Origin of the sequence: Psychromarinibacter sediminicola, assembly GCF_029168335.1 — a bacterium.
GTDB classification, from domain to species: Bacteria; Pseudomonadota; Alphaproteobacteria; order Rhodobacterales; family Rhodobacteraceae; genus Psychromarinibacter; species Psychromarinibacter sediminicola.
Genome location: NZ_JARGYC010000082.1, coordinates 1 through 18,510, shown reverse-complemented (window position 1 = coordinate 18,510; position 18,510 = coordinate 1). Strand labels below are relative to the sequence as shown.

Below are 18,510 nucleotides of genomic sequence, written 5' to 3'. Positions count from 1 at the left end.
CGAGGAGACCGGCGAGTCCGAAGAAATGGCGGCTGCCGAGGAAACCGAGACGACCGGCGAGACCGAGGAGATGGCGGCGGCCGAAGAGACCGAGGTGACCGGCGAGTCCGAGGAGATGGCGGCGGCCGAGGAGCCCGAGGCGACCGGCGAGTCCGAAGAGATGGCGGCTGCCGAGGAGTCTGAGGCGACCGGCGAGTCCGAAGAGATGGCGGCGGCCGAGGAAACCGAGGCGACCGGCGAGTCCGAGGAGATGGCCGCGGCCGAGGAGTCCGAGGCGACCGGCGAGGCCGAGGAGATGGCGGCGGCCGAGGAGTCCGAGGCGACCGGCGAGGCCGAGGAGATGGCGGCGGCCGAGGAGTCCGAGACGACCGGCGAGTCCGAGGAGATGGCGGCGGCCGAGGAGACCGAGGCGACCGGCGAGGCCGAAGAGATGGCGGCGGCCGAGGAAACCGGCGAGACCGAGGAGACGGCCTCGGGCGACGGGGCCGTCGACGAAGCCGTGGACGAGGTCGTCGAGAACCGTGCCGAGGACATGCAGGCCGACGCCGAGGAAATGCTGGGCGAGGCCGAGGAGATGTCCGAGGAGGCCGAGGAGCTGGCCGAGACGGCCGAAACGCTCGAAGCCACGGCCGAGGAAATGCAGGAGACGGCGTCCGAGATGTCCGAAGGCAAGGACCCCGAATCGACCGGCGCCACCGCAGAGGCGACCGCGGCGCCCGAAACGGAGGGCGAGACCACGGCCGAGGCGGCTGGCGACGGCACGGCGGAGGCCGAAGGCGACGCCGGCGCCGAAGAGACCGCCGAAGTGCAGGGCGAGACGGAAGGCGCGGGCGAGGCCACGGCGGAGGCCAGCCAACCCGAAGGCGCCGCCACCGACGCCGCCACCGACCCGGAGACGCTGTTCACCGTGGAAGGCTTCGACCGTGACGAGGTGCGCGCCTACATCTTCGACTCGGAGCTCGACGCCGAGACCCAGGAAGAGCTGACCCAGGCGATCGAGGACGCCGGGGACGACGAAGAGGCCCTGGCCGAGGCGCTGGACCGCGCGCGCGAGGCGCTGGACCTCTGACCGCTCCGGGCAACCGGCCGCAACGCAAAAGCCCCGCGCGACAACCCATCGCGCGGGGCTTCTTTATTCCGTAAGGCCCGCACGGGGCCCGCGCGGTCTCAGCCGACGAAGGCCTTCTCGACTACGTATTCGGCCGGCTCGGAATTCGATCCCTCGCGCAGGCCATAGCCTTCGAGGATCGCCTTCATGTCGGTGTTCAGCCCCATCGACCCGCAGACCATCGCCCGGTCGGTCTCGGGCGTGATCCCGTCGATGCCGAGGTCGCGGAACACGGTCCCATCCTTCAGCAGCTCGGTGACCCGGCCCATCTTCGGGCTCTCCTCGCGGGTCGTGGTGGGGTAGTAGACCAGCTTGTCGGCAAACCCCTCGCCCATCAGTTCCGCCAGCATCTCGTCGTTGCGCACCGACTCCACCAGGTCGCGGCCATAGGTCAGCTCGGCCACGTCGCGGCAGGTATGGGTCAGGATGATCTGGTCGTAATCCTCGTAGGTCTGCGGCTCGCGGATCAGCGAGGCGAAGGGCGCGATCCCGGTGCCGGTGGCGAAGAACCACAGCCGCTTGCCCGGCAGCAGCGCGTCATGCACCAGCGTGCCCACCGGCTTCGGCCGCAGGATCAACTGGTCGCCCGCCTCGATATGCTGCAGCTTCGAGGTCAGCGGCCCGTCCTGCACCTTGATCGAGTAGAACTCCAGCTCGTCGTCCCAGGCGGGCGAGGCGATGGAATAGGCGCGCAGCAGCGGTTTCTGCTTGCCCGTCTTCGGATCCGGGTCGCCCATCAGGCCGATCATCACGAACTCGCCGGAGCGGAACCGCAGCGACGCGGGGCGGGTGCAGCGGAACCGGAACAGCCGGTCGGTATAGTGCTGCACCTCGGTGACGGTCTGCGCATCGGGCAGGGTGGGGACTTTGACGGCGGAGGCTTCGGTCACGGGTTTATGCTCGGTCATGGTCATTCGGCACGGGCTCATAGAGCCGCGTAGACTCCTATTCCTTGATTCAGGTCAGGTAAACGGGTCTCAGGCGCGCAGCCGCGATTGATAGTCGTGCGCCTGCCACGCGCTGCGGCGCCGCCACTGGTCCTCGGGCTGCCGCGCGGCGAGATCGGCGTCGATCTCCACCTCGTCGAAGCCCACCCGCCGCGCCATGGCGTACTGGTCGGCGATGACATGGCCCTTGGCGCGCAGCCGGCCCTTGTAGCCCATCAGCCGCAGCCGCCGCGCGATGGTGAAGCCGCGCCCGTCGGCAAAGCTCGGGAACTCGACCGCCACCAGCGACAGGCCGTCCAGCCGGCCGCGCAGCACCTCCGGATCGGCGTCGGACGGCAGCAGCACCGCGGTCGCGTCCTCGTCCTCCGGCGCGGCCAGCGCGCCGTTCCAGTCGTCGGCGGCGAAACCGTCATCGGTCACGATCACCCGTTCGCTCATCGTCGTGTCTCCTTCGGCCGTCTCCGCGACCTCTTCGTGTTGCGCGTCGGGGGCGGCCCGCACCGGCTTGCCGTCCAGGAAGTGGATGCCGCACTCGTCCTTGTCGCGGCCGCGCCAGCGGCCCGCGCGCTCGTCCTCGCCGTCGCCGACCTTGCTGGTGCAGGGCTTGCAGCCGATCGAGGGATAGCCCTGCGACACCAGCGGATGGCGCGGCAGGCGGTTGTTGACCATGTAGTCGCGCACATCCTCCTTCGCCCAGTGGGCGAGGGGGTTTACCTTGATGCGGATGTCGCCCTCGTTCTCGAAGAATTCAAGGTCGGTCCGCTGCCCGCCCTGGAACCGCTTGCGCCCGGTGATCCAGGAATCGTAGGGCGCCAGCGCGCGTTCCAGCGTCTCGGTCTTGCGCAGGGCGCAGCAGGCATCGGGATCGCTCAGGTGCAGCGCGCCGAAGCGGTCGCGGCGCTGCACCTCCAGCGGGTCGGGCCGCAGGATCTGCACGTTGGTCAGGCCCAGCTGCTCGGACACGTCGACCTGGTACTGCAGCGTCTCCTCGAACAGCATCTGGGTGTCGATGAACAGCACCGGCGTGTCGCGGTCCATCACCGAGACCATGTGCAGCAGCACCACCGATTCCGCCCCGAAGGACGAGACCAGCGCGATGCGGCCCACCTGCGCGTCGCCCAGCGCCCGCTCCAGCACCGCGGTCGCGCCGTGGTGCCGGTAGCGGTCGTTCAGCGCGTCGACGCGCAGCTGGACGGGGTCGCGCTCGGGGTCGAAGACGGGTTCATGCCGCACGCTGCTTCTCCTGGTCTGGGTAGAGGGCCGCCTTGAACGGCTCCATCCCCACCCGCTTGTAGGTCTGCAGGAAGGTCTCGTCCGGGCTCTCGCGCTGGTCGAGATAGGTGTTCACCACGGTCTCGATGGCCGGCACGATCTGGTCATAGGCGAAGCCGGGCCCGGTGCGGGTGCCGATCGCCGTGTCCTCGCTGCCGTCGCCGCCCAGCGTGATCTGGTAGTTCTCCACGCCCGCCCGGTCGAGCCCGAGAATGCCGATATGGCCCACGTGATGGTGGCCGCAGGCATTGATGCAGCCCGAGATCTTGATCTTCAGCGGGCCGATATCGTGCTCCAGCTTCAGCTCGTCGAACCGGGTCGCGATCTGCTGCGCCACGGGGATCGAGCGCGCCGTCGCCAGCGCGCAGTAATCCATGCCGGGGCAGGCGATGATGTCGGAGACCAGCCCGACATTGGCCGTGGCCAGCCCGGCCTCTTTCAGCCGCGCATGGATCGCGGGCAGGTCCGACTTGTGGACATGCGGCAGGATCACGTTCTGCTCGTGGCTGATGCGCAGCTCGTCCTGCGAGTAGGCCTGCGCCAGATCCGCCATCTCCCGCATCTGCTCCGCCGTGGCGTCGCCGGGCGTCGCGCCGTGCGCCTTGAGCGAGATCGTCACGATCGCGTGCCCCGGCTCGGCATGCTCGGCGATGTTGGTGTCGGTCCAGGCCCGGAAGACGGGGTCGTTGGTATAGGCGCTCTCGAAGGCCGCCAGCGAGGACGCCTGCAGGGGCGGACGCGCGAATTGCGCCTTGATCTCGGCCAGAAGCGCCTGGTCGGCGCCGCCGAACTCGGGCCGCAGCTGCGCGAACCGCGCCTCGACCCGGTCGCGGAACTCTTCCAGCCCGGTCTCGTGCACGGTGATCTTGATCCGCGCCTTGTACTTGTTGTCGCGGCGGCCCAGCAGGTTGTAGACGCTGACGATCGCCTCGCAATAGGGCAGCAGGTCGTCCTTGGGCAGGAACTCGCGGATCACCTTGCCGATCATCGGCGTCCGGCCCAGCCCGCCGCCGGCCAGCACGCGGAACCCGACCTCGCCGGTGTCGTTCCGCACGATCTCCAGCCCGATGTCATGCGCCTTGACGACCGCCCGGTCGTTCGGCGCGCCGGAGACGGCGATCTTGAACTTGCGCGGCAGGAACTGGAACTCCGGGTGGTCCGTGGACCACTGCCGCAACAGCTCGGCATAGGGCCGCGGATCCTCGATCTCGTCGGCCGCGGCGCCGGCGAAATGGTCGGCGGTCACGTTGCGGATGGTGTTGCCCGAGGTCTGGATCGCGTGCATGCCGACATCGGCCAGCGCGTCCAGCATGTCGGGCACGTCCTTCAGCTTGGGCCAGTTGTACTGGATGTTCTGCCGCGTGGTGAAATGGCCGTAGCCCTTGTCCCAGCGCTCGGCGATATAGGCGAGCTGGCGCATCTGGCCGCTGTTCAGCGTGCCATAGGGGATCGCCACGCGCAGCATGTAGGCGTGGAGCTGCAGGTACAGCCCGTTCATCAGGCGCAGGGGCTTGAACTCGTCCTCGGTCAGCGCGCCGTCGATCCGCCGCTCCACCTGCTGGCGGAACTGCGCCACGCGCTCGCGGACGAAGGCCTCGTCGAATTCGGTATAGCTGTACATGGCTCAGACCGTCTCCTGCTTGCCGTGGGCGTAGTTGGAAGGGCCGCGGGTGCGGAACACCTCGCGGAAATGCACCGGTTCGGGGCCGTCCTCTCCGGGTTTCGCATCGGCCAGATAGGCGCCGACGACCTCGTCCGCGCGACTGCTGGCATCGACCAGCCGGACCTGCGCATGCGCCTCGTCCTCGATCAGCTCCGCCTCCGTGTGGTCGCGGGTCCAGCGGTCGTCGGCCGTCAGGTAGACCACGTCGCCTTCAAGCAGCGCGTTCGCGGTGACGACCTTGGGGGTAAACTTCCGGCTCATAGCGCCATCTCCTGCTCGTAATCGCCTGCCATCGCCGCCGCCTTGCGCGGCGCGATGCCGTAGAAAGTCAGAACCGGGCCGGTCAGCGCGGCGTCGTCCAGCACCCGGGCCATGTCGGCCAGCCGCGCCGCAACGATCCGCTGATCGGGGCGCGAGGCGTTCTCGACAAAGCTCACCGGCGTCGCCGGGTCGGCGCCGTGCATCAGCAGCCGCCCCTGCAAGAAGCGCGCCGCACGCTTGCCCATGTAGATCGCCGCCACCTCGCCCGGCCGCGCCAGCGCGCGCCAGTCGTGATCGGCGAAGCCTTTCGTGTCGTGGCCGGTCAGGAACCGCACCTGGCTGTTGCGCCCGCGCCGCGTCTGGCTCTGGCCCAGCCCGGCGATGGCGGCCGAGGCGGCGGTGATCCCCGGCACGATGCGCCAGTCGACGCCGGCGGCCTCGACCGCCTCGATCTCCTCGTCCAGTCGGCCGAACACCGTCGGGTCGCCGGATTTCAGCCGCACGACATGGGCGCCGCCCCGGGCGTGCTCGACGATCAGCGCGTTGATGTCGTCCTGGCGCGTCGACGGGCCGAAGCCGGTCTTGCCCGCCTCCACCATCAGCGCCTCGCGCCGCGCCAGCTCCAGGATCTCGCCCGAGATCAGCCGGTCGTGGATCACCACGTCGGCCTTGTCCAGCGCCGCGCGGGCCTTCAGCGTCAGCAGTTCCGCATCGCCCGGCCCGGCGCCAACGAAGTCCACATGCCCCGGCCGCGCCGCGCGCGACAGGTGCTTCTCCAGGAGCCCGTCCAGCGCCGCCTGCGCCCCGTCCGCGCCCTGCGCCTCGACGGCACGCGGGCCGTTCTCGAAATAATAGTCGGCCCAGAACTCGCGCCGCGCCCGGCCGAAGGGCAGCTTCTCGGCCATCGGCCGGAACGCCTTGCCGACCCGCGCCAGGAGGCCCAGCACCGGCGGCAGCCGCTCTTCCAGCTCGCGCTTGATCGCGCGCGCCAGCACCGGCGCGGCGCCCTCGGTGCCGATCGCCACGGTCACCGGGTCGCGGTCGACGATCGCCGGGGTGATGAAGCGGCTGTCGGCCAGGTTGTCGACGATGTTGACCAGCGCGCCCTCGGCCTCGGCGATGGCGGCGGTGCGCGCGTCCTCGTCCGCGTCCTCGTCGGCGGCATAGAACAGCACGGCCCCGCGCAGGTCGCCCTCGGCCAGCGCCCGCTCGGTCAGCGCGATGCGCCCCTCGGCCGCCAGGCGGCGCAGGTCGTCGTGAGGGTCGGCCGCGAACACTTCCAGCCGCGCCTCGGACTTCGTCAGCAGGCGCAGCTTGGCCAGCGCGGCCTCGCCACCGCCCGACAGGACGATGCGCTTGCCCCGGGTGTCCAGGAAGATCGGAAAATGCTGCATCTGCACGACTCCGCGTTTCTTGCCCGGCAATATAGGAAAATTTCCCTTGTCGGCGCCATGCCGTGCTGCGAATAAGGACGTGCGTCCTGAATGACGAGCCGGTCAGGACGGGCGTCGCGGCATGAGGGGGATGGGAAAATGTCTGTTCGTATCGATGCGCTGGACCGGAAAATCCTTTCCGCGCTGCAGGAGGATGCCAGCCGCTCGCTGGACGAGATCGCCCGCGAGGTCGGCTCGTCCAAGACCCCGGTCTGGAACCGCATCCGCAAGATGCGCGAGGCCGGCGTGATCGGCCAGCAGACCGTCATCCTGGACCCCGAAGCGCTGGGCTTCACCGCCTGCTTCTTCGTGCTTATCCGCACCTCGGAGCACGAGGCGGACTGGCAGGAGAAGTTCCTGCAGGTGCTGCGCGCCCGGCCCGAGGTGCTGGAGGCGCATCGTCTGGCCGGCGAGATCGACTATATCCTGAAAGTCCGGGTCGAGAACGCCCGCGCCTACGATGCCTTCTACCAGGCGATGATTTCCGAGGTGAAGGTGTTCAACGTCACCGCGCTTCTGTCGATGGAAGAGATCAAGTCGACCACGATGCTGCCGTTGTAGGCCGCGCCAGGCGGCAGCTGACGCATCGCATCAAGATCCGCCCCTAACCACCCAATAAGGCGTCGATTTCCGACCCGGAGGCCCCGGCGGTCAGCGGCGAGAAATCGCCCGCGCCGAACATCGCGCGGCCGGCGTCGCGGATCGCCGCATGGGTCACGCGCGCCAGCGCCGAGCCGAGCGAGATGCGCGCCACGCCGAGCGCGGCGAACTCGGCCCGGGTCACCTTGGCGAAGGGGCCCGCCGCCAGCGCATTGACCGGCTTGTCGGTGGACTGGACGACCTCCGCCAGCGCCTCCATGTCCGGCGGCATCGGCACGTACAGGCAATCCGCCCCCGCCGCGTCGAAGGCCAGGATGCGGGCCAGCGCCTCGTCGAGGCCGTAGGTGCCGTTCATCACCCCGTCGGCGCGCGCGACCAGCACGAAGTCGCGGGGCAGGGCGCGCGCGGCGGCGGCCGCGGCGCGGATGCGCTCGGCCGCCAGGTCGGCGGGATAGTGCGTGCCGTGCCCGAAATCGCTGTCCTCGATGGAGATGCCGGCCAGCCCGGCCTCGGCCGCCAGCCGCACCGTTTCGGCGCAGTCCTCCGGCGCGTCGCCGAAGCCGTTCTCGAAATCGCCCGAGACCGGCACGCCCACCGCGGCGACCAGCGTTTCGGCATGCGCGAGCGCCTCGTCCCGCGTCACGGTGCCGCCGTCCGGCCGGCCCAAAGTGAAGGCATGCGCGGCCGAAGAGGTCGCGACCGCCTCCGCCCCCAGCGCGACCAGCATCTTCGCGCTGCCCGCGTCCCAGGCATTCGCCAGGATGAACGGCGCGCCCGGCCGGTGCAGCGCCCGGAACGCGGGGCCCGGGTCAGGCCGCATGCGCCAGCCGCTCGGCGAAGGCTACCAGCCGGCGCAGCGCATCCTCCAGCACCGCCTCGTCCACCGTCAGGGCGATGCGGACATGGCCGGCGGCCGTCCTGCCGAAGCTTTCTCCGGGCATCACACCGATCTCTTCCTCGTCGAGCAACAGGTTGGCGAAGTCCTCGCCGGACAGGCCGGTCGCGCGGATGTCGAGCATCAGGTACATCGCACCGTGGCTGGGCACGGTATGGATGCGGTTGCTCTTCGACAGCACCTCCAGCGCCAGCGCGCGGCGGTGCCGGAAGCGCCCGGTGATCTCTGCTTCCAGCTCCGCGCCTTCCTGCAGCGCGAACAGCGCCGCTTCCTGAATGTAGGCGGGCAGGCCATAGGTCGTGTGGGTCGACAGGTTGATCAAGTGCTCCACCGCCTCTTCCGGGCCGACGATCCAGCCGATGCGGCTGCCGGTCATCGCGTGGCTCTTGGACATCGAGCCGATCACCAGCGTCCGCTCGGCCATGCCGGGCAGGGCGCGCGGGCTCAGATGCGCGCCGTCCCAGACCTGCGTATCATAGACCTCGTCCGAGATCAGCCACATTCCGGTGGCCTTGCACACGTCGGCGATCCCGCGCAGCGTCTTCATCGTGTAGACGACGCCCGTGGGGTTGTGCGGCGTGTTGATGAGAAGCGACCTGGCGCCGGTCTCCCGCGCCGCCGCCAGGATGGTGGAGGCCTGCGGCTGAAAATCGTGTTCCGGCAGGGCGGGCACCGGAACCGGTGTCGCGCCGACGCCCCGGATCGAGCCGGGATAGGTCGCGTAATAGGGCTCCACGAACAGCGCCGTGTCGCCGTGGTCGCAGGTCGCCGCCTCGGCCGAGAACAGCGCGCCCTGGCCGCCGGGCATGATCACGACGTTGTCGCGGGTCGTGGGCGCGCCGGTGCGGGCCTGCACCCGCGCGGCGATCGCGTCGCGCAACTCCGGAAGGCCCGGCACGATGGGATAGCCGACGCTGCCGTCCAGGGCGGCCGCGTGCATCGCGTCCAGGATGGCCGGGTCCGTGGGAACGTCGTGGTCGCCGATGGTCAGTTCTATGACGGGGTGCCCCGCTTCGGCCATGGAACGGGCACGGCGGTAGACGTCCCAGCCGTCGCTTCCGCCGTCGGTGAGGGTCAGGATACGTTTCGATAGCTGCATGACGCATTCAGCGGGGCATGGCCCGCATGACATGTCAACGACACGGGCAGGAATACCCGGAGTGCCGTCGGGGCGGCGCCGGATCGGGGCGCGAACTGCTGATTAATTGCGCCTCACGTCGGATCGGTGAGCGCGGCCCGAACCCGCCTGGGCAGCTTGTCGCGGATCAGGCGATAGGAGGTCTCGATGCGGTGCCGCACCTCGTCGGGCGCCGTGTCCCACGGGATCAGGAGCCAGGAGCGGTGGAAATACGGGGCCCTGGTCCCGATACCGGCGTCGATCAGCATCTGCGCGGTCTCCACCGAGTCGGTCTTGACTGCGATGCCGGGGGTCTTCGTGCCGATGCAGGCGAACATCTTGCCGCCGACCTTCCAGGCATCGTGCCCGCCGCCCCACGGGTCCGAGACCTCGGCGCCCGGCATCCCGGCGCAGATCGCGTTCAGTTCCTCGCGCGTCATCGGGCAGTGCTCCGGATTGCCGTTCAGCCGGGCGAGGATGGCAAGCCCCGCTCGCCCGCGCAATACTCTTGGCAGGCTGCGGCGCGTCTGGTACCAGAGCGTCATGAAAACCGGACTCGCCATTATCGGGTGCTGCATTATCCGCTGACATCGTCGGGCGGGCCGGTTTTTTCGTTTTCCCTCATGTCGAAATCGCCTAAGCCCGCCGCGGCCCATGCGTGCGTGCGCGAAGGAAACAGGACATGACCGAGATCACCTTCTACAACACGAAGACCCGGCGGAAGGAGCGGTTCGAACCGCTCGATCCCGACAATGTGCGCATGTATGTCTGCGGACCGACGGTCTATGACCGGGCGCATCTGGGCAATGCGCGGGCGGCGGTCGTCTTCGACGTCGTGTACCGGCTGCTGCGGCAGGTCTACGGACCCGATCACGTGACCTACGTGCGCAACTTCACCGACGTCGACGACAAGATCAACGCGCGGGCGCAGGAGACCGGCCGGCCGATCTCGGAGATCACCGCCGAGACGACGCAATGGTATCTCGACGACATGGCCGCCCTCGGCGTCGCCGAGCCCGACGAGATGCCGCGCGCCACGCAGTATATCGACCACATGATCGCGATGATCGAGGGGCTGATCGCCGACGGCCACGCCTATGCCGCCGAGGGCCATGTGCTGTTCCGCGTCCGCTCGTACGGCGATTACGGCAAGCTCTCGGGCCGCAGCGTCGACGACATGCTCGCCGGCGCCCGGGTCGAGGTCGCGCCCTACAAGGAAGACCCGATGGACTTCGTGCTGTGGAAGCCGTCGACCGAGGACCTGCCGGGCTGGGACAGCCCCTGGGGCCGCGGCCGGCCCGGCTGGCACATCGAGTGCTCGGCCATGGCCTACGAGCTTCTGGGCGAGACCTTCGACATCCACGGCGGCGGCAACGACCTGATGTTCCCGCACCACGAGAACGAGATCGCGCAGTCGAAATGCGCCCATCCCGAAGGCGGCTTCGCCCGGGTCTGGCTGCATAACGAGATGCTGCAGGTCGAGGGCAAGAAGATGTCGAAATCGCTCGGCAACTTCTTCACCGCCCGCGATATTCTCGACCGCGGCGTGCCCGATTTCGCCGTCGACGGGCTGGGCCCCGCGATCCGCCTGCGGTTCCTGATGACCCATTACCGCGACCCGATCAACTGGACCGAGGAGAGCTTTGCCGAGGCCGTCGAGAAGCTGGGCAAATGGGCCGAGGTTGTCCGCGACGAGGTCGCCGAGCGGCCCGAGGAGGCCGGCGACTGGCTGGACGGCACGCCCTTCATGGACGCGCTTGCGGATGACCTGAACACGCCGCTGGCGCTGAAGCATCTGGACGACTGGTACAAGGCGACCCCGGCCTCGAAGGGGTTCGACGTGACGCCGAGCCCCGAGATGATCGAGCGCGGCGACCTCGACGGCAGCGGCTTCGCCGGGCGCAGGCTGGCCACGGCCCTGCGGATGCTGGGCTTCGACAAGGCCGAGCTGGAGCCGTTCCTGTGGTTCAACCGCAACCGGCTGCGGCGCGAGACGCTGGAGACGGCGCTGCCCTGGCTGGGCGCGCGTATCGGGGAATTGCTGGAAGAGCGCCAGGCCGCGCGCAAATCGCGCGATTTCGCCCGCGCCGACGCGATCCGCGACATGCTGACGGAGGCGGGCGTCGAGGTGGAGGACACGGCGAAAGGCCCGGTCTGGCGCATCGGCGCCGCCGCCGACCCCGCGAAGCTGGAGGCGCTGCAATGACCCGCGAACGCCTCTCTCTCTTCGACACCACTCTGCGCGACGGGCAGCAGACCCACGGCGTGCAGTTCTCGCATCACGACAAGCTGCGCATCGCCGAGACGCTGGACGCGCTCGGCGTCGATTATATCGAAGGCGGCTGGCCCGGCGCCAACCCCACCGACAGCGCCTTCTTCGACGAGCGGCCGGAGACGCGCGCCACCTTCACCGCCTTCGGCATGACCAAGCGCGCCGGACGGTCGGCCGAGAACGACGACGTGCTGGCCGGCGTGGTCAACGCCGACACGCCGGCGGTCTGCCTCGTCGGCAAGACCCACGACTTCCACGTCGAGACCGCGCTGGGCATCGCGCTGGACGAAAACGTCGAGAATATCTCGGCCTCGCTCAGGCATCTCGTGAAGATCGGCCGCGAAGCGCTTTTCGACGCGGAGCACTTCTTCGACGGCTACAAGGCGAACCCGGCCTACGCGCTCGACTGCCTGATCGCCGCCCGCGACGCCGGCGCGCGCTGGATCGTGCTGTGCGACACCAATGGCGGCACGCTTCCGACCGAGATCCACCGCATCGTGGGCGAGGTGATTGCCGCCGGCATCCCCGGCGACCGGCTGGGCATCCATACCCATAACGACACCGGCAATGCCGTGGCCGGCACGCTGGCCGCGCTCGATGCCGGCGCGCGCCAGATCCAGGGCACGCTGAACGGGCTGGGCGAGCGCTGCGGCAACGCCAACCTGATCACGCTGATCCCTACGCTGCTGCTGAAGGAGCCTTATGCCAGCCGCTACGAGACCGGGGTGACCAAGGCGCATCTGAAGGAGCTGACCCGCGCCTCGCGGATGCTCGACGAGATCCTGAACCGCGTGCCCTTCCGCAACGCGCCCTATGTCGGCGCCAGTGCGTTCGCCCACAAGGCGGGCCTGCATGCCAGCGCGATCGTCAAGAACCCGTCGACCTACGAGCATATCGACCCCGCGCTCGTCGGAAACGCCCGTATCGTGCCGATGTCGAACCAGGCCGGGCAGTCCAACCTGCGCGCCCGCCTTCTGGACATGGGGCTGGAGGTCGAAAAGGGCGACCCGGCGCTCGGCCGCATCCTGGAGGCCGTCAAGCAGAAGGAAACCGAAGGCTACGAATACGACAGCGCCCAGGCCAGTTTCGAACTGCTGGCGCGGGGCGAGCTGGGGCTGATGGCCGATTTCTTCGACGTCGAACGCTACCGCGTGATCTCCGAGCGCCGCCGCAACGCCAAGGGCCAGACCGTGGTGGAATCCGAGGCGGTGGTGACGATCTCCACCCGCGAGGGGACGCGCACCAGCTATTATAAGAACGACCACGCCCAGGACATGTCCGACGACGGGCCGGTCAACGCGCTGTGGCAGGCGCTGAAATCCGACCTCGGCCCGCACCAGGAAAAGATCGACGACATGCGCCTGTCCGACTTCCAGGTGCGCATCACCAATGGCGGCACCGAGGCCGTCACGCGGGTCATCATCGACTTCCAGGACGATGCCGGGCGCGACTGGTCGACCGTGGGCGTCTCGGCCAACATCGTTGACGCGAGCTTCCAGGCGCTGTTGGATGCCATCAACTGGAAGCTGATCCGCGACGGGGCGCAGCCGGTATGACCGATCCCTTCTTCGCGCTCCACTCGGGGCTCGACCGGGAAGGCCCGGGCGAGCCGGCCGATGTGGCCTGGGCGGCCGCCACTGCGGAGCTGGCGCAAGACGCCCGCATCTGCGACGCCGGCTGCGGCGCGGGGGCGGACGTTCCCGCGTTGCTGACCGCGGCGCCGCAGGGGCATGTCACGGCGGTGGACAACCACAAGCCGTTCGTCGATGACGTGCTGGCCCGGTTCGGCGACGACCCGCGGGTGACGGCCTATGCCGGCGACATGATCAAGCTGAAGGGGCCGTTCGACTTCATCTGGTGTGCCGGCGCGATCTATTTCGTCGGCATCGAGAAGGCGCTGAACTGCTGGCGCCCGGCGCTGGCCAAGGGCGGGGCCGTGGCCTTCTCCGAGCCCTGCCTGTTCGGCGCGGACCCCTCCGACCAGGCCCGCGCCTTCTGGAGCGGCTACGAGCGGCTGACCGACGTGGCCGGCATCGCCGCGCAGGTCGAAGAGGCCGGTTACACGCTGCTCGGCACCCGCCGTCTCTCGGATGCCGCGTGGGAGGCGTATTACGGCCCGCTGCAGGCCCGGCTCGACACGCTGCGGGCCGGCGCCGCCACCGAGCTGGCAAAGGTGCTGGACGAAGCGGCGGCCGAGATCGCCCATTGGCGCGCGGTGAAGGACGAGACCGGCTATCTGCTCTGCGTGGCACGCCCGGCATGAGCCTTCAGTCCTGCGCCGAGCTGATCCGCCGGGCCGACCCGGACCGGTTCCGCGCCGCCATGGCCGCCCCGCCGGCGGCCCGTGCCGTGCTGTTCCCGATCTTCGCCTTCAACGTCGAGGTCGCCCGCGCGCCCTGGGTCACGGCCGAGCCGATGATCGCCGAGATGCGCCTGCAATGGTGGCGCGACGTGCTCGAGGAGATCGCGGGCGGCGGGCCCGTCCGGCGTCACGAGGTGGCCGATGTGCTGGCGCCGGTGCTGGATGCCGAGGGCGTGCGATTGCTGGACACGCTGATCGCGGCGCGGCGCCGGGACATCGAGGCGCAGCCGTTCGAGGACGAGGCGGCTTTTGCCGACTATATCGAGGCGACCTCGGGCAATCTCCTCTGGGCGGCGGCGCGGGCGCTCGGGGCCACGGGCGGCGAGGCGGCGGTGCGCGGCCCGGCCTGGGCGGCGGGACTGGCCAACTGGTTCCTCGCGATCCCCGAACTGGAGGCGCGCGGCACCCGGCCCTTGCCGGACGGCCGGCCCGAGGCCGTGCGCGCGTTGGCCGAGACGGGCCTGTCGCGCCTGTCGGTCCCGCCGCCGCCGCCGGAGGCGCGGCCCGCGCTGCTGGCGACCTGGCGGGCGCGGCCGCTGTTGCGGCAGGTCTGCCGCGATCCCGGCCGGGTCGCGGCCGGGCGGCTCGGACAGTCCGAGTTCCGCCGCCGGATCGGGCTGATGTCGCGCGCGGTGTTCGGGCGGTGACGAATAGGCTCCAGGCGCCGCGCAGCGGTCCGCCGCGTGCGTCATGGCGGCAGGACGCGGGGGCCGCGGCCAGGGACGGGATGTTAGCGTCGATGTGGGGTAAAATAATACCTTAATTCCAGCCCTCTGTTTTGACTGCATAAATTCGGGAAAGGCGCAGTTGACTGCGACGGCGCGGCGTGTATAACCGCGCAATCCGAATTCCGGGTCCGGGGCGTGCCCCGGACCCTGTCCGAAACCGAGGGTCCGATATGAAAACCTATACCGCAACGCCTGCGGATATCGACAAGAAGTGGATCCTGATCGACGCCGAGGGCGTCGTTCTGGGCCGTCTCGCGTCGATCGTGGCGAACCGCTTGCGCGGCAAGCACAAGCCGAGCTTCACCCCGTCCATGGACATGGGCGACAACGTCATCATCATCAACGCCGACAAGGTGCAGCTGACCGGCAAGAAGCGCACCGACAAGACCTACTGGCGCCATACCGGCCATCCCGGCGGGATCAAGAGCCGCACGGCCGAGCAGATCCTGGAAGGCGAGCATCCCGAGCGCGTGGTGACCGCCGCGGTCAAGCGGATGCTGCCGGGCAACAAGCTGGCGCGGCAGCAGATGACCCATCTGCGGGTCTATGCCGGCGCCGAGCACCCGCACGAGGCGCAGAACCCCGAGGTTCTGGACGTCAAGGCGATGAGCAAGAAGAACACGAGGACCGCGTGATGGCCGAACAAGTGAATTCCCTGGAAGAGCTGGGCCAGGTCGCCGAGGGCGCGGCCCCCGTGGTTGAGGAAGAGATCAACCGCGAGCCCGTGCGCGACTCGCTGGGCCGCTCCTATGCCACCGGCAAGCGGAAGGACGCGGTGGCCCGCGTCTGGATCAAGCCGGGCTCGGGCAAGGTGACCGTGAACGGCAAGGAGATCGGCAAGTACTTCGCCCGGCCGGTGCTTCAGATGATCCTGAAGCAGCCGTTCACCGTGGCGGGCGTCGAGGGCCAGTTCGACGTTCTGGCCACCGTCAAGGGCGGCGGCCTGTCCGGCCAGGCGGGCGCCGTGAAGCACGGCATCTCGCGGGCGCTGCAATACTACGACCCCAGCCTGCGCCCGCCGCTGAAGGCCGCCGGCTTCCTGACGCGGGACGCCCGCGTGGTGGAGCGGAAAAAGTACGGCCGCCGCAAGGCCCGCCGGAGCTTCCAGTTCTCCAAGCGCTGACGGCCCGGGGCCCAAGGCCACAGCAGCGAGAGCTTGCGGGACACCGCAAGCTCTTTTTTTTTGTTTCGGGCATTGGCGGGTGCGTCGATGCGCGGCCCGGGCAGGGGCGGAGGCATCGCCGGGCGGAGCCTGGGCGACGTCCCGCTCTATCCCGTGAAAACCTCGCCGAAGGTCTGTCGGAGCGCCACGTCGAGATCGGCCATTGTCACCGGCAGGCCCAGGTCCACCAGGCTGGTGACCCCGTGGCCGGTGATCCCGCAGGGCACGATGCCGTCGAAATGCGACAGGTCGGGTTCGACGTTGATGGAAATGCCGTGGAAGCTGACCCATTTGCGCAGGCGGATGCCGATGGCGGCGATCTTGTCCTCGCGCGGGGTGCCGTCGGGCAGGGGCGGCTTCTCGGGCCGCGCGACCCAGACGCCGACGCGGCCCGGACGGATCTCGCCCGTCACGTTGAACCGGTCGAGCGTGGCGATCACCCAGGCCTCCAGCTGCTCCACGAACCGGCGCACATCGCGGCCGCGGCGGCCCACGTCCAGCATCACGTAGATCACGCGCTGGCCAGGACCGTGATAGGTGTACTGCCCGCCGCGCTTGGTCGCGAAGACGGGAAAGCGGTCGGGGTCGGTCAGGTCGGCGGGCCGGGCGGAGGTGCCGGCGGTGTAGAGCGGCGGATGCTCCACCAGCCAGACGCATTCGTCCGCCTCGCCCGCGGCGATGGCGGCGGCGCGCGCCTCCATGAAGGCCACCGCGTCGTCATAGCCCGTGAGCCCGTCGGAGACGATCCATTCCACCATGGGCCGGCTTTCAGCGCAAAAACCCGCGAAAGTCCAGCATTCCGGTTTTCCGGAATTGAACCGACTCTCGTCGGCGTGCGACAAACGAGAGATAACCACGCCACCTGCGGCGCAATTTCTGTCCCATGGAGGGGTTCATATGCTCAAAACGAAACTCATTGCGCTCGTCGCGGCCGCGGCGATGCTGCTCGGCCCGGCGCAGAAGGCGCAGGCCGATGCCGGAGACGCGATCCTGGGCGCCATTGTCGGCGGCATGGTCACCACCGCCATCATCAACGAGTCCCGCAAGAACAACCCGCCGCCGAAGCGCACCGTGGTGGTCCGGCCGCAGCCGGAAAGCCCGCAGCGCAAGGCCAACCGCGCCACCCAGACCGCGCTGAACTATTTCGGCTTCAACGCCGGCTATGCCGACGGCCTGTTCGGGCCGAAGACCGCGGGCGCCGTCAACCGCTACCAGGCGTTCATGAGCTTCCCGCAGACCGGCAAGCTGACCACGGTGCAGCACGACATCCTGATGACCGCCTACAACCGCGGCCAGGTCGGCGACTATGCCACGACGCAGCTGGTCAACACCGATCCGCTGGGCGTGCGCGCGCTTCTGGTTCAGCAGCGCAACGCGGTGCTGGGACCGCCGGGCGCGACCGGGGCCGCCGCCAGCACGCCGGTCGTGGCGACGTCTGACGTCGACAGCGGCGACACCGCCGCGACCACGCCGGTCACCACCGCCGAGGCCGATGACGGCCCCACGGGCCTGCCGCTGATCCCGGTGCCCACCGGCAACGGCAACGTCGCCGAGTTCTGCGCCGACCCGTCGATCACCGGCGCCCGCGTCACGCTGGCCAGCATGGGCGAGCCGGTGGACGCGCTGAACCAGGCGTTCTGCGACGCGCGCGCACAGGCGATCGACACCTCGACCTCGCTCGCCGCCGGCGTAGAGGGCGTGAGCGCCGCGGATATCGAGGCGCAGTGCGACCAGCTGGGCCCGGTGATGCAGCCCTATGTCGCGATGCTGGGCAGCAAGCCCCGCGCCGAGGTGGTGGGTGAGGTGAACGGCTTCATCGCCAACAGCGGGACCGACCGCACCCAGCTGGCCTCGACCGCCGAAATCTGCCTTGGCACCGGCTACCGGGCCGACAAGATGAACGTGGCGCTGGGCTCCGGGCTGCTGCTGGTGGCGCTGGGCGAGCCGGCCTATGGCGAGCTGATGGGCCACCACCTGTATCACGGCTTCGGCACCGCGGCGAACGAGAACCGCGCGCTGGAATGGCTGGTCTGGACCACCGACGAGCTGGCCGCCGGCGCCACCCCGGTCTTCGGCTACGGCGACACCACGCGGATGGAGCTGGTCGACGAGGCGGTCTATCGCCTGAACGGTGGCGCGCCGTCCTCGGCGGCGAAGAACGCGTCGTCCAAGGGCAAGCTGCCGGTGCTGGACGCCGCCGACTGACCGCCGACTGACCAGCGCCCAAAGGCGGAACGAACCCGGGCTTCGCGGCCCGGGTTTTTCTTTGCGGGGCGCGGCAAAATCGGTCTTCACAACCCGCCGCGGCTCGGGTAAACCCCGCCCACCAATTCAAGAGTGCGGTCGTGGCGGAATTGGTAGACGCGCAGCGTTGAGGTCGCTGTGGGGTAACACCCGTGGAAGTTCGAGTCTTCTCGACCGCACCAATTCTTGCTGTAAATATCTGACAATAAACACTTTTTCATAGGTGCACGATTTCAGCCCCCTTTCTAGTCCACCTTTTTTCGTGCGATTGGGTGGGGTGCAATGTCCAGCTATGGCTAGAAACCGAGTCGGCCACCCCATATGCTTTTCCAGCCTGGGTATTGTCGTAACCTAGAGCTTCGTGCGTTTAATCGTGGGCATATCCTGCGGCCTTGAAGTAGTTCCAGCATTCGTCGGGTTCGAAGAGATCGCAGATGTCGCCGACG

18 protein-coding genes, 1 tRNA gene and 1 pseudogene are annotated in these 18,510 nt (G+C 69.0%); 10 read left to right on the top strand and 10 right to left on the bottom strand.

Annotated features, from left to right (window positions below):
• A partial coding sequence (locus P1J78_RS21120; protein WP_275569370.1) for a hypothetical protein occupies nucleotides 1-1,069 on the top strand: 1,069 nt, incomplete at its 5' end.
• A gap of 98 nt (nucleotides 1,070-1,167) precedes the next feature.
• Here P1J78_RS21120 and P1J78_RS21115 read toward each other — a convergent pair.
• The 6 genes and pseudogenes from P1J78_RS21115 to cysG form a co-directional block, all read right to left on the bottom strand.
• Nucleotides 1,168-2,016, bottom strand: coding sequence for a ferredoxin--NADP reductase (locus tag P1J78_RS21115; protein WP_275569373.1), 849 nt, complete (start codon nucleotides 2,014-2,016; stop codon nucleotides 1,168-1,170).
• Nucleotides 2,017-2,085: 69 nt separating this feature from the next.
• Entirely contained in the window at nucleotides 2,086-2,493 is a 408-nt protein-coding gene (locus P1J78_RS21110; protein ID WP_275569372.1) for a DUF934 domain-containing protein, read from the bottom strand.
• A 57-nt stretch (nucleotides 2,494-2,550) separates the two neighbouring features.
• Nucleotides 2,551-3,288, bottom strand: a pseudogene (locus P1J78_RS21105) (phosphoadenylyl-sulfate reductase); the annotation flags it as partial.
• Entirely contained in the window at nucleotides 3,278-4,948 is a 1,671-nt protein-coding gene (locus P1J78_RS21100; RefSeq protein ID WP_275569369.1) for a nitrite/sulfite reductase, read from the bottom strand. The pseudogene P1J78_RS21105 and the gene P1J78_RS21100, both read right to left, overlap by 11 nt.
• Before the next feature lie 3 nt (nucleotides 4,949-4,951).
• Nucleotides 4,952-5,251 carry a DUF2849 domain-containing protein gene (locus P1J78_RS21095; protein WP_275569368.1) on the bottom strand — a complete coding sequence of 100 codons (300 nt, stop codon included), beginning with the start codon at nucleotides 5,249-5,251 and terminating at the stop codon, nucleotides 4,952-4,954.
• Complete coding sequence (gene cysG, locus P1J78_RS21090) at nucleotides 5,248-6,645, bottom strand: siroheme synthase CysG (RefSeq protein WP_275569367.1); 1,398 nt, start codon at nucleotides 6,643-6,645, stop codon at nucleotides 5,248-5,250. The genes P1J78_RS21095 and cysG overlap by 4 nt, the downstream gene beginning before the upstream one ends.
• A gap of 138 nt (nucleotides 6,646-6,783) precedes the next feature.
• Between cysG and P1J78_RS21085 the strand changes: the two genes are divergently transcribed.
• Nucleotides 6,784-7,245, top strand: a complete 462-nt coding sequence (locus P1J78_RS21085; protein WP_275569366.1) for an Lrp/AsnC family transcriptional regulator — start codon at nucleotides 6,784-6,786, stop codon at nucleotides 7,243-7,245.
• A 43-nt stretch (nucleotides 7,246-7,288) separates the two neighbouring features.
• Here the strand turns inward: P1J78_RS21085 and P1J78_RS21080 are convergent, their stop codons facing one another.
• From P1J78_RS21080 to P1J78_RS21070, 3 genes are all read right to left on the bottom strand, one after another.
• Nucleotides 7,289-8,104 (bottom strand): isocitrate lyase/PEP mutase family protein, encoded by an 816-nt coding sequence (locus tag P1J78_RS21080; protein WP_275569365.1) that lies wholly within the window; start codon nucleotides 8,102-8,104, stop codon nucleotides 7,289-7,291.
• Complete coding sequence (locus P1J78_RS21075) at nucleotides 8,094-9,278, bottom strand: pyridoxal phosphate-dependent aminotransferase (RefSeq protein WP_275569364.1); 1,185 nt, start codon at nucleotides 9,276-9,278, stop codon at nucleotides 8,094-8,096. The genes P1J78_RS21080 and P1J78_RS21075 overlap by 11 nt, the downstream gene beginning before the upstream one ends.
• A 113-nt stretch (nucleotides 9,279-9,391) precedes the next feature.
• Complete coding sequence (locus P1J78_RS21070) at nucleotides 9,392-9,841, bottom strand: MmcQ/YjbR family DNA-binding protein (RefSeq protein ID WP_309568146.1); 450 nt, start codon at nucleotides 9,839-9,841, stop codon at nucleotides 9,392-9,394.
• A 137-nt stretch (nucleotides 9,842-9,978) separates the two neighbouring features.
• Here P1J78_RS21070 and cysS point away from each other — a divergent pair, with 137 nt between their 5' ends.
• The 6 genes from cysS (at nucleotide 9,979) to rpsI (ending at nucleotide 15,781) form a co-directional block, all read left to right on the top strand.
• Nucleotides 9,979-11,502: a cysteine--tRNA ligase gene (gene cysS, locus P1J78_RS21065; RefSeq protein WP_275569363.1), complete on the top strand. Its 1,524-nt coding sequence runs from the start codon at nucleotides 9,979-9,981 to the stop codon at nucleotides 11,500-11,502.
• Nucleotides 11,499-13,124 (top strand): citramalate synthase, encoded by a 1,626-nt coding sequence (cimA, locus tag P1J78_RS21060; RefSeq protein WP_275569362.1) that lies wholly within the window; start codon nucleotides 11,499-11,501, stop codon nucleotides 13,122-13,124. The genes cysS and cimA overlap by 4 nt, the downstream gene beginning before the upstream one ends.
• On the top strand, nucleotides 13,121-13,831 hold the full coding sequence (locus P1J78_RS21055; protein WP_275569361.1) for a class I SAM-dependent methyltransferase: 711 nt from the start codon (nucleotides 13,121-13,123) through the stop codon (nucleotides 13,829-13,831). The genes cimA and P1J78_RS21055 overlap by 4 nt, the downstream gene beginning before the upstream one ends.
• Entirely contained in the window at nucleotides 13,828-14,577 is a 750-nt protein-coding gene (locus tag P1J78_RS21050) for a squalene/phytoene synthase family protein (protein WP_275569360.1), read from the top strand. The genes P1J78_RS21055 and P1J78_RS21050 overlap by 4 nt, the downstream gene beginning before the upstream one ends.
• 251 nt (nucleotides 14,578-14,828) lie before the next feature.
• The gene (rplM, locus tag P1J78_RS21045; protein WP_275569359.1) at nucleotides 14,829-15,293 is read left to right on the top strand and encodes a 50S ribosomal protein L13; all 465 of its coding nucleotides are present in this window, start codon (nucleotides 14,829-14,831) and stop codon (nucleotides 15,291-15,293) included.
• Nucleotides 15,293-15,781 carry a 30S ribosomal protein S9 gene (rpsI, locus tag P1J78_RS21040; RefSeq protein ID WP_275569358.1) on the top strand — a complete coding sequence of 163 codons (489 nt, stop codon included), beginning with the start codon at nucleotides 15,293-15,295 and terminating at the stop codon, nucleotides 15,779-15,781. Before rplM ends, rpsI begins: the two co-directional genes overlap by 1 nt.
• 146 nt (nucleotides 15,782-15,927) lie before the next feature.
• On the opposite strand, the gene lipB is transcribed toward rpsI, so the two are convergent.
• Complete coding sequence (gene lipB / locus P1J78_RS21035) at nucleotides 15,928-16,578, bottom strand: lipoyl(octanoyl) transferase LipB (RefSeq protein WP_275569357.1); 651 nt, start codon at nucleotides 16,576-16,578, stop codon at nucleotides 15,928-15,930.
• 139 nt (nucleotides 16,579-16,717) lie between these two features.
• On the opposite strand from lipB, the gene P1J78_RS21030 reads away from it, so the two are divergent.
• Together P1J78_RS21030 and P1J78_RS21025 are read left to right on the top strand one after the other, a co-directional pair.
• Nucleotides 16,718-18,025, top strand: a complete 1,308-nt coding sequence (locus tag P1J78_RS21030) for a peptidoglycan-binding domain-containing protein (protein ID WP_275569356.1) — start codon at nucleotides 16,718-16,720, stop codon at nucleotides 18,023-18,025.
• A gap of 134 nt (nucleotides 18,026-18,159) precedes the next feature.
• Nucleotides 18,160-18,246 (top strand) — tRNA-Leu (locus tag P1J78_RS21025).
• The last annotated feature ends 264 nt before the right edge of the window (nucleotides 18,247-18,510 follow it).

Coding starts and splice junctions, on each gene's coding strand:
- P1J78_RS21115 (WP_275569373.1), bottom strand. CDS start 2,016: ATGACCGAGCATAAACCCGTGACCGAAGCCTCCGCCGTCAAAGTCCCC.
- P1J78_RS21110 (WP_275569372.1), bottom strand. CDS start 2,493: ATGAGCGAACGGGTGATCGTGACCGATGACGGTTTCGCCGCCGACGAC.
- P1J78_RS21100 (WP_275569369.1), bottom strand. CDS start 4,948: ATGTACAGCTATACCGAATTCGACGAGGCCTTCGTCCGCGAGCGCGTG.
- P1J78_RS21095 (WP_275569368.1), bottom strand. CDS start 5,251: ATGAGCCGGAAGTTTACCCCCAAGGTCGTCACCGCGAACGCGCTGCTT.
- cysG (WP_275569367.1), bottom strand. CDS start 6,645: ATGCAGCATTTTCCGATCTTCCTGGACACCCGGGGCAAGCGCATCGTC.
- P1J78_RS21085 (WP_275569366.1), top strand. CDS start 6,784: ATGTCTGTTCGTATCGATGCGCTGGACCGGAAAATCCTTTCCGCGCTG.
- P1J78_RS21080 (WP_275569365.1), bottom strand. CDS start 8,104: ATGCGGCCTGACCCGGGCCCCGCGTTCCGGGCGCTGCACCGGCCGGGC.
- P1J78_RS21075 (WP_275569364.1), bottom strand. CDS start 9,278: ATGCAGCTATCGAAACGTATCCTGACCCTCACCGACGGCGGAAGCGAC.
- P1J78_RS21070 (WP_309568146.1), bottom strand. CDS start 9,841: ATGACGCTCTGGTACCAGACGCGCCGCAGCCTGCCAAGAGTATTGCGC.
- cysS (WP_275569363.1), top strand. CDS start 9,979: ATGACCGAGATCACCTTCTACAACACGAAGACCCGGCGGAAGGAGCGG.
- cimA (WP_275569362.1), top strand. CDS start 11,499: ATGACCCGCGAACGCCTCTCTCTCTTCGACACCACTCTGCGCGACGGG.
- P1J78_RS21055 (WP_275569361.1), top strand. CDS start 13,121: ATGACCGATCCCTTCTTCGCGCTCCACTCGGGGCTCGACCGGGAAGGC.
- P1J78_RS21050 (WP_275569360.1), top strand. CDS start 13,828: ATGAGCCTTCAGTCCTGCGCCGAGCTGATCCGCCGGGCCGACCCGGAC.
- rplM (WP_275569359.1), top strand. CDS start 14,829: ATGAAAACCTATACCGCAACGCCTGCGGATATCGACAAGAAGTGGATC.
- rpsI (WP_275569358.1), top strand. CDS start 15,293: ATGGCCGAACAAGTGAATTCCCTGGAAGAGCTGGGCCAGGTCGCCGAG.
- lipB (WP_275569357.1), bottom strand. CDS start 16,578: ATGGTGGAATGGATCGTCTCCGACGGGCTCACGGGCTATGACGACGCG.
- P1J78_RS21030 (WP_275569356.1), top strand. CDS start 16,718: ATGCTCAAAACGAAACTCATTGCGCTCGTCGCGGCCGCGGCGATGCTG.